Annotated in this window: 13 protein-coding genes and 3 pseudogenes; 10 read left to right on the plus strand and 6 right to left on the minus strand. The window is 67.5% G+C overall.

Annotated elements, in window-relative coordinates; translation table 11 throughout:
* The first annotated feature begins 119 nt into the window (after window positions 1–119).
* The 3 genes from OG858_RS01380 (at window position 120) to OG858_RS01390 (ending at window position 2,275) form a co-directional block, all read left to right on the plus strand.
* The gene (locus tag OG858_RS01380; protein WP_086748256.1) at window positions 120–953 is read left to right on the plus strand and encodes an NAD(P)H-binding protein; all 834 of its coding nucleotides are present in this window, start codon (window positions 120–122) and stop codon (window positions 951–953) included.
* A complete protein-coding gene (locus tag OG858_RS01385) occupies window positions 950–1,618 on the plus strand; it encodes an NAD(P)-dependent oxidoreductase (RefSeq protein ID WP_319266155.1) in 669 nt (222 codons plus the stop codon). Before OG858_RS01380 ends, OG858_RS01385 begins: the two co-directional genes overlap by 4 nt.
* Window positions 1,619–1,768: 150 nt before the next feature.
* Window positions 1,769–2,275, plus strand: a complete 507-nt coding sequence (locus OG858_RS01390; RefSeq protein WP_319266158.1) for a DUF1772 domain-containing protein — start codon at window positions 1,769–1,771, stop codon at window positions 2,273–2,275.
* Window positions 2,276–2,349: 74 nt separating this feature from the next.
* On the opposite strand, the gene OG858_RS01395 is transcribed toward OG858_RS01390, so the two are convergent.
* From OG858_RS01395 to OG858_RS01410, 4 genes and pseudogenes are all read right to left on the minus strand, one after another.
* Window positions 2,350–3,113 (minus strand): IS5 family transposase gene (locus tag OG858_RS01395; RefSeq protein ID WP_319266196.1). Its coding sequence is split into 2 segments (ribosomal slippage): window positions 2,350–2,810 and window positions 2,810–3,113, totalling 765 coding nucleotides; the frame shifts between segments, so codons are not numbered across the junction.
* Between the two features lie 229 nt (window positions 3,114–3,342).
* Window positions 3,343–3,513 (minus strand): hypothetical protein, encoded by a 171-nt coding sequence (locus OG858_RS01400; RefSeq protein WP_086747943.1) that lies wholly within the window; start codon window positions 3,511–3,513, stop codon window positions 3,343–3,345.
* 202 nt (window positions 3,514–3,715) lie between these two features.
* Window positions 3,716–4,523: pseudogene (locus OG858_RS01405) on the minus strand (transposase family protein).
* Window positions 4,524–5,288: 765 nt separating this feature from the next.
* Window positions 5,289–5,498, minus strand: a pseudogene (locus OG858_RS01410) (NF041680 family putative transposase); the annotation flags it as partial.
* Window positions 5,499–5,578: 80 nt separating this feature from the next.
* On the opposite strand from OG858_RS01410, the gene OG858_RS01415 reads away from it, so the two are divergent.
* From OG858_RS01415 to OG858_RS01445, 7 genes and pseudogenes are all read left to right on the plus strand, one after another.
* Window positions 5,579–5,731, plus strand: coding sequence for a hypothetical protein (locus OG858_RS01415; RefSeq protein ID WP_319266160.1), 153 nt, complete (start codon window positions 5,579–5,581; stop codon window positions 5,729–5,731).
* A gap of 196 nt (window positions 5,732–5,927) precedes the next feature.
* A pseudogene (locus tag OG858_RS01420) lies at window positions 5,928–6,491 on the plus strand (flavodoxin family protein); the annotation flags it as partial.
* 78 nt (window positions 6,492–6,569) lie between these two features.
* Window positions 6,570–6,962, plus strand: coding sequence for a nuclear transport factor 2 family protein (locus OG858_RS01425; RefSeq protein ID WP_086747944.1), 393 nt, complete (start codon window positions 6,570–6,572; stop codon window positions 6,960–6,962).
* A 27-nt stretch (window positions 6,963–6,989) separates the two neighbouring features.
* Window positions 6,990–7,688 (plus strand): type 1 glutamine amidotransferase domain-containing protein, encoded by a 699-nt coding sequence (locus tag OG858_RS01430; RefSeq protein ID WP_319266162.1) that lies wholly within the window; start codon window positions 6,990–6,992, stop codon window positions 7,686–7,688.
* A gap of 175 nt (window positions 7,689–7,863) precedes the next feature.
* The gene (locus tag OG858_RS01435; RefSeq protein ID WP_328545224.1) at window positions 7,864–8,733 is read left to right on the plus strand and encodes a helix-turn-helix domain-containing protein; all 870 of its coding nucleotides are present in this window, start codon (window positions 7,864–7,866) and stop codon (window positions 8,731–8,733) included.
* 188 nt (window positions 8,734–8,921) lie between these two features.
* On the plus strand, window positions 8,922–10,178 hold the full coding sequence (locus OG858_RS01440; protein WP_086750289.1) for an MFS transporter: 1,257 nt from the start codon (window positions 8,922–8,924) through the stop codon (window positions 10,176–10,178).
* 122 nt (window positions 10,179–10,300) lie between these two features.
* Complete coding sequence (locus tag OG858_RS01445; protein WP_086750290.1) at window positions 10,301–11,233, plus strand: NADP-dependent oxidoreductase; 933 nt, start codon at window positions 10,301–10,303, stop codon at window positions 11,231–11,233.
* A 332-nt stretch (window positions 11,234–11,565) separates the two neighbouring features.
* On the opposite strand, the gene OG858_RS01450 is transcribed toward OG858_RS01445, so the two are convergent.
* A complete protein-coding gene (locus OG858_RS01450) occupies window positions 11,566–12,435 on the minus strand; it encodes a helix-turn-helix transcriptional regulator (protein ID WP_327742950.1) in 870 nt (289 codons plus the stop codon).
* A gap of 107 nt (window positions 12,436–12,542) precedes the next feature.
* The gene (locus tag OG858_RS01455) at window positions 12,543–13,418 is read right to left on the minus strand and encodes a helix-turn-helix domain-containing protein (protein WP_327742952.1); all 876 of its coding nucleotides are present in this window, start codon (window positions 13,416–13,418) and stop codon (window positions 12,543–12,545) included.
* Window positions 13,419–13,506: the final 88 nt, after the last annotated feature.

The following is a 13,506-nucleotide window of genomic DNA, read 5'->3' on the forward strand; positions in this document are numbered from 1 at the left end:
ATGCCGATGGTCCTGGCGCACGGCTCAGCCCGTGACGTCCTCCCGCGACACGAACGGCGATCATCCACCGCGCAAGATCGATTACCGACACAGGTATGACACGTACTGGGGGTTCAGTCATGATCCTGATTACCGGGGCCACCGGCGTCGTCGGCCGGACAACCGTCCGCCTCCTGGTTGAGGGCGGAGCGAAAGTCGCCGCTGTCACCCGCGACCCGCACGCCGAATTCCCCGCGGGTACACAGCTCGTCCACCCCGCGGAGGTTCCCGCCATCGACGGCGTGGAGGCCATCCTGCTCAGCCCGCGTGCCGCCGGATCCGCCGCTGTCGACCTGTTGGCCCGTGCAAGCGAGACGGGCGCGGCAAGAGTGGTCGTACTGTCCGCCGTGACCGTGCAATACCCGGCTGGGCACCCACGATTTCGACAGCAGTTCCACGCGGTTGAGGACATCGCCAAGGGGAGCCGCTTGGACTGGACGATCCTGCGCTGCGCCGATTTCGCCGCCAACACCCTGGCTTGGGCCGGGCAGATCCAGGCGACCGGAACCGTGCGGGCGGCATACCCGCACGCGAGGACCTCGACCGTCGACGAGCGTGACATCGCCGCGGTGGCCGCCCTCGCCCTGACCCACCCGCAGCACAGCGGTCGGACGTACCTGCTCACCGGAGAGCAGTCGCTGAGCCAGCCGGAGAAGGTCGCCGCGCTCGGCGCGGCGCTCGACCGGACACTGTCTTTCGTCGAGGCCGCACCGGACGAGATCCGCCGCGGCATGCTCGCCGCCGGCCTGCCCGACGAGGTACCCGACCGACTGCTCGGCTCGCTGGCCGACTACACCCGCGAGGCCGGGCCCACCACCGACACCGTACGGCGGCTGCTGGGCCGCCCGGCACGCACGTACGCCACCTGGGCACAGGACCACCGCGCCGCCTTCGCCGCAGGAGGACCCCGATGAAACTCACGATCGTGGCCGCCACCGGCGGCATCGGACGGCACCTGGTCGAGCAGGCGGTGGCCAGCGGGCATGACGTCACCGCCGTGGCCCGCCGCCCACGTGAACTGCCGGACGGCGTCCGGACGGTCGCCGTCGACCTCACCCGCCCCGACACGCGGACGCTCGCCGCAGCGGTACGCGGCGCCGACGCCGTACTGTCCGGGCTCGGCCCGCGGAACCCGCGCGCGGACGCGGGCATCACCTCGCGTGGCACCCGCGCGATCGTCGCGGCGATGCGTGCCGAGCACCTCCGGCGGATCATCATCGTCAGCGCCGCACCCGTCGGACCGGTGCCGGTGCCTGGCCGGCCGACGCCACCCAGGCACGATCCCGGCGACGGCTTCTTCATGCGCTACCTGGGCGTCCCGTTGACCCGCGCAATGTTAGGCCGGCACTACGCCGACCTCGCAGTCACCGAGCAGACCCTGCGTGACAGCGGGCTGGAATGGACGGTGTCGCGCCCGCCCAAGCTCACCGACAAACCCCTGACCGGCAGGTACCGGACCGCGTGGAACCGCAACATCCGAGGCGGGTTCTCCGTGTCACGCGCCGACGTCGCCCACCACATGCTCGCCATGGTGAACCAGCCGGACACCATCGAGCAGGTCGTCGGAATCGCGAACTGACGAATACCGGCCACGCACACGACCCGGGCGGCGGGTGAGGAAGCGGGCGACGACCCACGACGGTCACCAACAAGGTCAAGAAGATGCCTCAGCCGTCCCGCCCGCCCCTTCGCCGCCCGGGTCGGTCACCCATCACGAAGGAGCGTGATCATGACGAAGTACACCCGTTTCGTCAGTCTCGTATTCGCGGGGCTGTTCGCCGGATTCCTCACTTCGGTCCTGGTCCTGGAACTCTCGCTGCGCGACTTCGACAGCACCGTCTACACCCAGGTCCGGCTGGTCGAACTCGACTCCCTCGACAAACTCGCCGTCGCCACACTCCTGCCGGCGCTGATCGCCACAGCGGTACTGGTCCACCAGACCTACCGAACGAACACCCGATGGTTGACCGTGGCCGCACTCGCCCTCCTGGTCTTCGTTTTCGGCCTCACGCTCATCGTCAACCTGCCCATCAACTCCGACCAGCTCCACTGGAACGCCCAGGCCCCGCCCTCCAACTGGACCGACATACGGGACCGCTGGCAGATCGCCCACGCCGCCCGGACGATGGCCGCGGTCCTCGCCTTCGCGGTCCTCGCCCTTGCAGCACCGTTGCCTTGTACACGCCGTTCAAGCTCGCCGAACACCTCGGCGCGGAGGGATCGGCTGCGCGCATGAGGTGAGGGAGTCCAACGTCAGTATGTGAGAACAGAGTTGGACTCCCTTTCGCGACCGCGCTCTAAGACGTCATCTCATTTGGTGAGTCTGCGATAGCAGATGAGGGTGCAGGCGATGCTGGTGAAGGCCAGGAAGTGTTCGGCTTTGCGCTCGTAGCGGCGGTGCAGTCTGCGGCATCCGGCGAGCCAGGACATCGTGCGTTCTATGGTCCAGCGGTGGCGGCCCAGTCGGGTCGAGGACTCGATGCCTTTGCGGGCGATACGGTGCCGGATGCCGCGCCCACGTAACCATCGCCGCAGGTGGTCGTAGTCGTATCCCTTGTCGGCGTGGAGCTTTGTCGGTCTGCACAGCCGGCGTCCGCGCCGCGAGCGGATCGGCGGTATCCCCTTCACCAGCGGGATCAGCGCCTGGCTGTCGTGCAGGTTCGCCCCGGAGATCCCGACGGACAGGGGCAGACCGGTCCGCTCGGTGATCAGGTGGATCTTTGAGCCGTACTTGCCTCGATCGACAGGATTCGGACCTGTCAGCTCCCCCTTTTCAGGGCCCGCATGTTCACCGAGTCGATCGCGCAGCGGGACCAGTCCAACTCGCCGCCGGAGCCGAGTTCGTCGAGGACCAGGCGGTGGAGTTTTGCCCACACGCGGGCCTTCGTCCACTCGGTGAATCGTCGGTGGGCCGTCGCACCCGATGGCCCGAACGATGCGGACGGCAACTGCTGCCACGTGCAGCCCGAGGTCGCCACGAAGACGATTGCGGCCAGCACCTCGCGGTCGCCGTGCCGACGTCGGCCACCTCCCTGAGGCCGCGACGGCGCTTCCGGCACCACCCGCTGGAACATCTCCCACAACTCGTCCGGCACCAGCCGCTCAACGATCCCTGCCACGGTCGGCAGCTTACCCAGCCAAATGAGATGACGTCTTAGTGCCTCATCTCTGTCCGTGCGCGCCGCTTTCGTGCCGTTTCCGTAGTCAGCCCGGGGCCCGAAGGCGCAGGCCAGTGTCCGTGCAGCCAACCGGGGCGAGGTGAGATGCCGTTATGGCCTCACCCCACCCCGGGTTCCGACTCTGTCAGCGTCTGCGGCCGGACCAGCCACTCCCGATCCCCGCGACGTGCAGGGCCAGGAGCATCAGGCCGAGGAGCATGACGTTCGACGAAGAGAAGACATCGTTCGTCGTGATCTCGGCGGCGTTGATCAGGAACGCGATGAAGAACAGTACTGCCGCGGCTATACCAAGCATGGAGCGATTCCTCTCGAAAGACTGAGGTCCGTGTGCCCCCGTATCCCCTGGGTAGACATCTGAGCGTCAGAACCGCGTAGCTGTTGATTTGTTGTCCGTGTCCCTGTCATGGGTTGGTATCGCCGAGATCTGACAGTTCTGTGTGCGGCCGGCGACCGCAGCTGGAAATCCGAGCCCTCTCGACGTGGTCACTGAACCTCTTTCATCCTGAATATGCGCAGGTCAAGAGTGTGTGGATGGATGGCTTGGACAGCGGTGCCGATACGCCGGGTGGAACATCGGGCTCGCCGGAGCAGTCGCCAGGACTTCAGCTGCGCCAAGGCGCGCTCGCCGGGAGCCCGCAGCCGGGCGTGGTCACGGTTGAACTCCTGGTAGTGCTCGGGCTGTTCGCGGTGGTGGTAATAGGGGGTGCGGACAGTGGCGCCGGCACCCTGGTAGGCCCGGTCCGCGAGGACGAGGATCTGTCGGGTCAGGCACGCTTGGATGATGCCGTGGGTACGGGCCGCGGTGAGGTCATGGGTACGTCCCGGTGTCGCGCGTGAGAACCACAGTGGTGTGCCGTCCGGGGCCGCGATGACCTGTACGTTCATGCCGTGCTTGCGGTGCTTCTGTGAGTAGTAGGGCTCATCCGCCTTGATGCGGTCGGTTGGGATGAGCGTCCCGTCGACGATGACCAAGTCCCCCTCGCCCAGCCCGACCAGGGCCTCGTGCAGGCCCGGCGCCCAAGCGGCCAAGACCTCAAGCGTCTCGTCGACGTAGCGCCAGGCCGCCGCCTCCGACACCCCGAACCCGGCGCCGACCTGTGCGAACGTCTCGTTCTTCCGCAGGTGGGCCAGTGTCAGCAGGGCCTGCTTGAAGCAGCTCAACTTCCGCCATGGTGAGCGAAGTTCACGCCTTCGGGTGTAGACGCGCCAGGAGACATGCTCGACCAGCTCGTACGGGATGTCGAGCATGGAAGGATACGGAACCAACGAAGCCTCGGCCGTCGGCGTGTTGAGTGAGATCACCACACCAACGACGAGGGGCTTCGCCACGTCACCACCCACGCTGACCAGTCTGTTTCACTCCTCAGACCCCAGGATGAAAGAGGTTCACTGATCGGGTGACGCTGAGGAGATGCGCAGCAGACGCACGAGTCCCGTATCACTGTGGGCGTTCGCAGGCGCAACCAACATGCACAGAGGCCCCGTTGGCTCTCTCGATTCTGCCGCACTCGAACTACCCCATGTTTCCGGTGTACCTGCGCAAACACGACACCCTTCTCCCCTCCCCAGATCACGATCACCGCCGGATTCGGACGGCGTCGTTTCCGGTGGCAAGGATCCTGGTCTTGGGCTTGGCGGGGTTCTTGCCCAGGCGGACACGGTCTGCCGTAACGGCGCCCCCATTGGCCCGGCTCTTCTTCGGCGGCGGAGGGCGGCAGGAGGGTCGGCTGGCACGCGGGGTACCGCTGCTACGGGGGCGTGGACACGCCATGAAGCTACTGCACACGCAGCTCGCGCATGGCGTGGTAGCCCCTCGACCGCCGCCTCTTCACCGATGGTCCCGGCACCGTTCACCCCCGCGTGGATGTCCTGGGCGTAGGTGTCGTTGAAGGCCTTCGCCTCACCTGAGCCGAGACAACAGCTGCTGGGCTGTTGACCCATCCTCGTCGACCTTGATCGCGGAGACATACGCTTCGAGACCCTCGAGCGCCACCAATGGAAAACCCAACCACCTGACCTGGCTGCGTCCGTCCAGGACCGCACTTACGGGACATCACTTTAGCTTGAGCTTTAACCTGTGCGGCGAGGTCGTGGGGTGGTTGACTTCTTCGTTCGCTGCTTCGGCGCCGGTGTTTTGCGGGGTGTGTGCACGTCGTGGCGGGGTGTGGGCCGGGCAGGTGGCTTGTGGGCGGATGTGCCGGAAGTCGCGGCGGACTCGGGCGGGGGTGAGTCTGTCGGCGGGGTTGGTCTCTCCCAGGGACGTCGTAGGTCGGCTGCCAGCGTTCAACGACGGGCTCGCCGCTGCGCGGGCCCGAGGGTGGGTCGGCGGGCGCCGGCCGAAACTCACCGTGGACCAGGCCGTGCTTGCTCAACGGCTCTACGACGAGCGGGAGAAGACCGTCCAACAGATGCCCGACATGTTCGGCGTCCCGCGGTCCACGGTGTACGGGCACCTCGACAAGGCCAAGACTGTGCCTCGCCAGCCGAAGAAGACTGTGATCACGAAGCCCTGAAAGCTACCGGCTGGTTACATGTTCCCTGGCGCCCGGGCCAGAACTCCGGGGCCCGCTCTGCAGGGTCCGGACGTCGGACCGGATCCCATATCTGGAGAACAGTAGGGAGGGGAAAATTTCTTACCCCTCACAGTGCGCTCATCCGATGCGATGCTCGGTCACACACCGCACAAAGCCTTCGAGGAGCCCGATCGCCATGTTCCCTTCCGGCCGCACCACGATCGCCATTGCCTTTCATTCGGGCCACGGCCACGCGGCCGTCGTCGCAGAGGCCGTGGCGCGGCGGGAGCCGGCGCCGAGGTGGTCTTGATCTCCGTGGACACCATCACCGACGAGCAGTGGGCGCAACTGAACGCCGCTGACGCGATCATCTTCGGTGCCGCCACGTACATGGGTACCGCCTCCGCGGCCTTCCACACGTTCGCCGAGGCCAGCAGTCGGCGCTGGTTCTCCCATGTCCGGGTGGACAAGTTCGCCGCGGGCTTCACCAACTCCGTTGCCAAGAGCGGCGACAAGACTTCCACCCTGAGCTATTTCGCCACCTTGGCCGCCCAGCACGGCATGCACTGGATCAGCCTGGGTCTGATACCGGGCTGGGGTTCCACCAAGGGCAGCGAGGACGACGTCAACCGGCTGGGCTTCTTCGTGGGCGCCGGCACCCAGAGCCCAAACCGAGGCCGGACCAGAAGTGGTCCACAGGTCTGACATCGCCACCGCCGAGCACCTGGGTGCGCGCGTCGCACGCCAGGTCGCTGTCGGGCCGGGCGGGCCGCTCTCGCCGCCTGATGACCAGGTCATTTTTCCCGTATGCGATTTCCCCCGCCGCAAGGAGCAACTCGTGTCCGACTCCCCGAACCTCGCCCTCATCCGCCGGGTATACGAATCCCGAATGGCGCCCGAGGTGACCTCGGAGGTCATGGCCCCGGACCTCGTCTGGGACATCACTCCGGGCTTCCCGAACAGCGGCGTGTACCACGGCTGGAACAGCGTGGCGAAGGACTTCTTCGGCACGCCGATGCCGAACATCGTCTCCTTGGGCGCGGTGCCCGAGGAGTTCTACGCCGACGACGAAGGCCATGTCTTCGTGTTCGGGCACTACCACGCCGAGACCAAGACCGGGAACACGGCCGACGTCCGGTTCATCCACCTGTGGACCGTCCGTGACGGCAAGGCTGTCAGCATGCGGCAGGCCGCCGACAGCCACGTCCTCCAGGAAGCCCTCAAGGGCTGAGCCCACCCCCCAAGGAGCCCAACTCTCATGGCGAAGATCCTTTTCGTGATCACCGCGTCCGACCACTGGACGCTGGCCGACGGAACCCGGCAGCCGGCCGGCTTCTGGGCCGAGGAGGCAATCGGCCCCTTCCAGGTCTTCAAGGAGGCCGGATACGAGATCGCGGCGGCGACACCTGACGGGGTGCCGCCCACAGCGGACGCGCTCAGCCTCACGGCGGAGTTCAACGGCGGCGAGGAAGGCGCGCAGCGCATGCGCACCGCCTTGCGCGAGGCGACCGAACTGTCACACCCGATGCGCATCGAGGACGTGAACATCGACGAATACGTGGCCGTGTTCTACCCCGGCGGCTGGGGCCCGATGGAGGACCTGCCCGACAACGCTGCCTCCGGCAAGCTGCTCACCGAGTGGCTCGCCTCGGGCAAGGCGGTGTCCCTGGTGTGCCACGGCCCCGCGGCACTGCTGGCCACTATCGGCCCGGACGGATCGTCCCCGTTCGCCGGCTATCGGATGACCGGCCTCTCCAATGCCGAGGAGAAGCTCAACGGCCTCGCGGACCGCGCGAAGTGGCTGCTTCAAGACCGCCTCGTCAACGAGCTCGGCGCGGACTACCGCGAGACCGAGCCGTTCGCCCCGCACGTCGAGGTCGACCGAACCCTGTACACCGGTCAGAATCCGGGCTCGGCTGTTCCGCTGGCCCATGAGCTCGTCAAGGCACTGGGCTGACGCCACAGCGTCGTGTGCTCGCTCGGCGGCCCGGGGACGCACTCCGGGCCGCCCAGTCCCCTTGCGTCTTTTGCCATACAGGCCGGAGCCGATACCATTCTCATATATACTTAAAGCCCCACATGGGCAGAATCTACCCCTTACAGCACCGGGCTTTTGTGCGAGGCTGCCATTCATGACCCGCAATCCTCATCTGAACGAGCTGGGTGAGTTCCTCAAGGCCCGCCGCGCCGGGCTCAGTCCATCCGAGGTCGGACTCCGCGCCGGGGAACGACGGCGTGTGAGCGGTCTGCGCCGTGAGGAGGTGGCCCTTCTCGCCGCGATCAGCACCGAGTACTACACAAGGATCGAGCAGGGCCGGCTCCAGGCATCGGCCCCCCTGCTCGATGAAATCGCCAAGACGCTCCGTCTGAACGACGACCAGCGCACCTACCTCTTCGACCTCGCGGCGAAAGAGAGGGTGCGTCCGCCCGCGTCGGGCGATCGCCAGCAGGTGGACACGCAGCTGCAGCGCATGCTGGACGATCTCACCGCCTCCCCGGCCTTCGTCATCGGCCGACGCACCGACATCCTGGGCTGGAACCAGCTCGCCGCCGCCCTGTGGACCGATTTCGGGCGCTACCCGGAGCAGGAGCGCGTGTTCGTCCGGCTACTGTTCACCGAACCCTGGATGCGCGAGCTGTACGCGGACTGGGAGGAGGTCACCCGGCTGGCCATCGCGCAACTGCGGATGGAGAGCGCGCGCTACCCCGGTGACCAGCGCCTCACCGTTCTGGTCGAGGAGCTCTCCGCCCGTGACGCACAGTTCCGGCAGTGGTGGACCGCGCATGACGTCGCAATGCGGGGCAAGGGCGTCAAGAAGCTCCGTCACCCGGTGGTGGGCGAGCTGACACTCGACTGGAACACGCTCACGTGTGGCACGGACCCCGACCAGCACATCATCGTGTGGAACGCCGAACCCGGTTCCCCGTCCCACGACGGGCTACGCCTCCTGGCCTCCTGGGCCGCTGACCAGAAGCGGACGGCGTCCGACACCGTCTCGTAACACTCCCCCAAGACCACTGCGGCTGCTCCAAGGGGGAGGTTTCCCCCTTGGAGCAGGGCTGTCCCGGGTGGAAGGTCTCCCCTGCACGGACTCAGATACGGAGAGGAGAAGTCGGCGAACATCGCCGCGCGAGAGAGCGATCTCACCAACTGCCTCCCGTATCGAGCCCAGCCCAGAGGAGAAGGATCATGGCCACGCCGGAGAAGTCGACGCCATCGCCGGCTGTGACCGAATCCGAAGCCCGGACGCCGCCCACCCCGCACCGGAAATTCATGACCCGCGGGCTGACCTTCCTCTTCGCGGTGGCGGGCGGCGCCGCCGTGGGCAACCTCTACTGGGCGCAGCCGCTGCTCGACTTCATCGCCGAGGACCTGCACGCCACGACCTCCGCCGCAGGATGGCTCGTCACGGCCACCCAGATCGGTTACGCCGCGGGCATCCTTCTCCTCGTGCCGCTCGGTGATGTACGGGACCGGCGAAGGCTCATCCCCGTGATGCTGCTGTGCTCTGCGGTCGCGCTGCTCTTGTGCGCGCTGGCACCCTCGTTCGGCATGCTGCTGGTCGCCATCACCCTGCTGGGGGTGACGACCGTCTCCGGGCAGCTGCTTGCTCCGCTCGCTGGTGACCTGGCCGACGACGCCGACCGCGGGCGCGTGGTCGGGACCGTGGTGTCCGGCATCCTCACCGGCATCCTGGTGTCCCGGACGGTCAGCGGACTGGTCGCCGATGCCGCGGGCTGGCGCACCATCTACGTGGTGGCAGCGGCTGTCGCCGTCGTGTTCGCGGCGCTGATGTACCGCGCGATCCCTTCACTCCCGCCGAAGACACGTATGCCCTACCCGGCACTCATCGCCTCCGTCTGGACGGTCGTACGACGTGAGGCCACCGTGCGCTGGACGCTGGGCCTGGGATCTACGGCGTTCGCCGCGTTCACAATGTTCTGGACGTCGCTGACGTTCCTGCTCAGCGCCCCGCCCTTCAGCTATTCCGTGGCCGGGATCGGACTCTTCGGGCTCCTCGGCGTCGCCGGTGCCCTCGCGGCCCAACGGGCCGGCCGCCTGCACGACCGCGGGCTGTCGCTGCCCGCGACCGGAATCGCATGGACCCTGGTCCTGGCCTCGTTCGTCCTGGCGGCGTTCGCAGGGCGCTCCGTGGCGCTTGTCGTGGTCGTGATCATCCTGCTCGACGTAGCCGTCCAGGGCGTCAACCTGCTCAACCAGTCGCGGATCTTCGCCGTGTCGAACGAGGCGCGCAGCAGGCTCAACACGGCCTTCGTCACGAGCAACTTCCTCGGTGGCGCCATCGGCTCGGCCCTCGCCTCGGTGCTGTGGACAACAGGCGGCTGGACGGCAGTGACGATCGCGGGCATGGTCCTCAGCTGCTTCGCCCTCGTCGTGTGGGCGCTCGGGCGCCGGGGCCCACTCCGAATCGCACCAGGGGTATAGGGGGGCAGATCTTTACCCCCCATGCGGATATCCCGGCCAAGAACCTTCCCCTTTTCCCGACGTGCGCGAGGCGCGAATGTCGGAAGCCTCAACGACCGCGTGCCGAGCAATGAGGTAATTCAATGAAGGCTGTAGGTTTCACGGAGTTCGGGGGGCCGGAGGTGCTTCAAGTCCTGGAGCTGCCCACACCCGAGGCCGGTCCGGGCGAAGTGCGGATCCGGGTACACGCAGCAACCGTCAACGCGGTCGACGCCCTGCAACGGGGCGGGCCCTCCGGATCGCCGGACGCCCAGCCGCCGTTCGTTCCCGGCATGGAAGCAGCAGGGGTCGTGGACCAGATAGGCCCGGGTGCGGACACGGATCTGAGGGTCGGCGAACGCGTGATGGCGATCGTGCTCCCCAACGGCTCGCACGGCGCTTACGCCGAGCAGGTCGTGGTGCCGGCGGAGTCGGTCGCCCGCGCTCCGCACGGCGCGACCCACGTGCACGCCGCCTCTTTGCCGATGAACGGCCTGACCGCGCGCCTGGCACTGGACACACTCGGCCTTGAGCCCGGCCGGACCGTCGCGATCACCGGCGCGGCCGGCGCGGTCGGCGGCTACGCCGTCCAGCTGGCCAAGGCGGACGGTCTGCGGGTGGTGGCCGACGCCGCGGAGCAGGACGAGGCACTGGTCAAGGAACTCGGTGCCGACGTCGTACTCCGTCGCGGTGCCGAGTACCCCGACCAGGTACGCGCCGAGATCCCTGACGGCGTCGACGGACTCGTCGACGCCGCGTCGCTCGCCGGTCTCACCGCTCGTGCGGTCCGCGACGGCGGCCGGGTGGTGACCCTGCGCGGCTACGACGGCCCCGGCGAACGAGACATCACCTACGAGCCGATCGTCGTGTTCCGCTACGGCCGGGAGCACGCCAAGCTCGACCGGCTCCGACAGCAGGTGGAGGACGGCCTCATCACGCTCCGGGTCTCCAAGTCGTTCCCGGCGGAACAGGCCGCCGAGGCGCACCGGCTCCTCGCCGTGGGCGGCGTGCGGGGCCGACTGGTCCTGACGTTCTGAACAGAGTCAGGTACGGGCACAGGGTCGGCGGCCCTCAGGGCCACCTCACGGCTGCGGCCGGACGTCGAACGACGTCCGGCCGCACACGCGCGGAATCGGCCAGAGCCGGACCACGAGCCGGATCTTTCGCGAGAAGCCGCACCACGCTGGTACCGGCGCTACCCGTGGCACCGGAGTCCACGATCTTGCGGGCCGGCACCGCTCACCCAATTTCGGGGAGTGAGGACTCGCCCTCAGCGCCCCCGTCCGGCACCCGGCGGCCGTACAGAAGGCACACATGCTGCAGCCTTGAACACAGGTATGGCGGCGCGAGCCGACTGCGCCCGCCACGGTCAAGCTGCCGCATCACGTTGCCGCTCATGCGGGTCCGCAGTCCATGACGCGAGGAAGAGAAGTCCGTCATGGGACAGGGTCCCTGGATCGGCGGTCGAGATCACCAACTTCTGTGCGGGGTCGGCTGTACTGGTCAGACTGTCCCAGTCGAGGGTGAGGTCGCCGACGAGCGGGTGTCGCAGCCTCTTGGTGCCCATCCGTATGCCGGTCATCTGGCGACCTGCCCACCACTGCCGGAAGTCGGCGTCGGCCATCGAGAGCTCGCCGACGAGGGCGGCCAACCCGGGGTCGCCAGGGCGCCTGGCAGCCTCCAGACGCAGGTGGGCGACGCAGGTCCGAGCGTTCGTCCGCCAGTCGAGGTAGAGCTCCCGGAAGGCGGGGTCGGTGAAGAGCAGCCGGGCGTAGTTGCGTTTCTTCTCGGGGACCCGGTCGAAGTCGGTGAGCAGGGCGGCAGCCAGAGGGTTCCAGGCGAGGATGTCCAGGTGCCGGCCCAGTACGAGCGCGGGAGTCGCTGTCAGCTCGTCCAGGATGCGCCTGAGCTGCGGGTGGACCTTCTGCGCCGGCCGGCGACGCGGTTCGTACTCCCCGCTCACGGCCAGCTCGAACAAGTGGTCACGCTGGTCGTCGTCGAGGTGCAGGACACGGACCAGAGCGATGAGCACAGACCTCGGTACGGGGGCACGCCCTTGCTCCAACCGTGCGTAGGAGTACGTGCTGATCCCCACGAGTCGGGCGACCTCCTCACGGCGCAGCCCCGGCACGCGCCGGGGTGCCCCGGACTCGGGCAGACCCACGGTCCGCGGGCTGAGTTGAGCTCGGCGCTCCTTGAGGAATTCTCCCAGTTCAGACAAGTGCGCTTCGCTGTACATAGCAGCCAGCATCGCAGCTTTCACCCGAAAAACGAGGGGGAGAGTTTTGTCCCAGGGCTCGGCAATTCACCTTGATCCTCCCGAGTGCACGGCACCGGATCAGACCGTCAGACCAGCCGACCGGACCGGCCTGCGGGCCCGCCGAGTTGACCGGAGGCCTGTGAGGCGAGGTCACGCAACCCGTCGTACGACGGCGTGCCGGGCTCAGCCGTCCAGACGACGAGTTCCTGATCTGGATCGCTGCTGCAGGTGAACGTGTGCCGGTCGAGGACGAGTTCACCGACGACGGGGTGGTGGAACCTCTTCATGCCCAGCTCGCGCGACGGCACGTGACGACTTCCCCACCACTGCCCGAAGTCCCCGTCCTGCACGGATAGTTCACCGACCAGGCTGGTCAGCCGCGGATCATCCGGGTATTTGGCGGCCTTCATACGCAGATGGGACACGCAGCCACGGGCGACGGCCCGCCAGTCCGCGTACAGAGTCCGCATGGAGGGCTCGGTGAAGAGGATACGAGCGCAGTTCCGCTTGCCTTCCGGCACCTTCGCGAAATCGGTCAGCAGTGCGGCGGCGAGCGGATTCCACGCCAGAATGTCCATACTGCGGCCTATCACCACGCCGGGACTCGCGGTGAGATCGTCGAGCAGGCGGCGCAACTGAGGCTGCGCCTTCTGTACGGCCGGGCGGCGGCGTCGCATCCCCTGCCGGCCGGTCAGCTCGAACAGGTGGTCACGCTGGTGATCATCCATACGCAGGACATGGGCGAGAGCGGCCAGCACTGACGCTGACGGCCGGGTGCGGCCCTGTTCCAGCCGTGTGTAGTAGTCAGCGCTGATGGCGGCCAGCAGCGCAACCTCCTCCCGGCGCAGGCCAGGCACACGCCGGCCACTGGTATCGGGCAGACCGACGGTACGCGGAGTCAACTCCGCCCTCCGCATCTTGAGGAATTCTCCCAGCTCGTTCAGATGCGCGTCGCTGGTCATGTCAGCCAGTGTCGCACCGCTCGGTCTGCACGAGGGGGGTAAGGATCTCTCCCCTGGATAAGCGATGCCCGGGATGGAATTCTCCCCT

The sequence above is a fragment of the Streptomyces europaeiscabiei genome (assembly GCF_036346855.1).
Classification (GTDB): Bacteria; Actinomycetota; Actinomycetes; order Streptomycetales; family Streptomycetaceae; genus Streptomyces; species Streptomyces europaeiscabiei.

Bases quoted from the DNA above. Each gene is read 5' to 3' on its own strand.
- OG858_RS01380 (WP_086748256.1), top strand. From the start codon at position 120: ATGATCCTGATTACCGGGGCCACCGGCGTCGTCGGCCGGACAACCGTC.
- OG858_RS01385 (WP_319266155.1), top strand. From the start codon at position 950: ATGAAACTCACGATCGTGGCCGCCACCGGCGGCATCGGACGGCACCTG.
- OG858_RS01390 (WP_319266158.1), top strand. From the start codon at position 1,769: ATGACGAAGTACACCCGTTTCGTCAGTCTCGTATTCGCGGGGCTGTTC.
- OG858_RS01400 (WP_086747943.1), bottom strand. From the start codon at position 3,513: ATGCTTGGTATAGCCGCGGCAGTACTGTTCTTCATCGCGTTCCTGATC.
- OG858_RS01430 (WP_319266162.1), top strand. From the start codon at position 6,990: ATGGCGAAGATCCTTTTCGTGATCACCGCGTCCGACCACTGGACGCTG.
- OG858_RS01435 (WP_328545224.1), top strand. From the start codon at position 7,864: ATGACCCGCAATCCTCATCTGAACGAGCTGGGTGAGTTCCTCAAGGCC.
- OG858_RS01440 (WP_086750289.1), top strand. From the start codon at position 8,922: ATGGCCACGCCGGAGAAGTCGACGCCATCGCCGGCTGTGACCGAATCC.
- OG858_RS01445 (WP_086750290.1), top strand. From the start codon at position 10,301: ATGAAGGCTGTAGGTTTCACGGAGTTCGGGGGGCCGGAGGTGCTTCAA.
- OG858_RS01450 (WP_327742950.1), bottom strand. From the start codon at position 12,435: ATGTACAGCGAAGCGCACTTGTCTGAACTGGGAGAATTCCTCAAGGAG.
- OG858_RS01455 (WP_327742952.1), bottom strand. From the start codon at position 13,418: ATGACCAGCGACGCGCATCTGAACGAGCTGGGAGAATTCCTCAAGATG.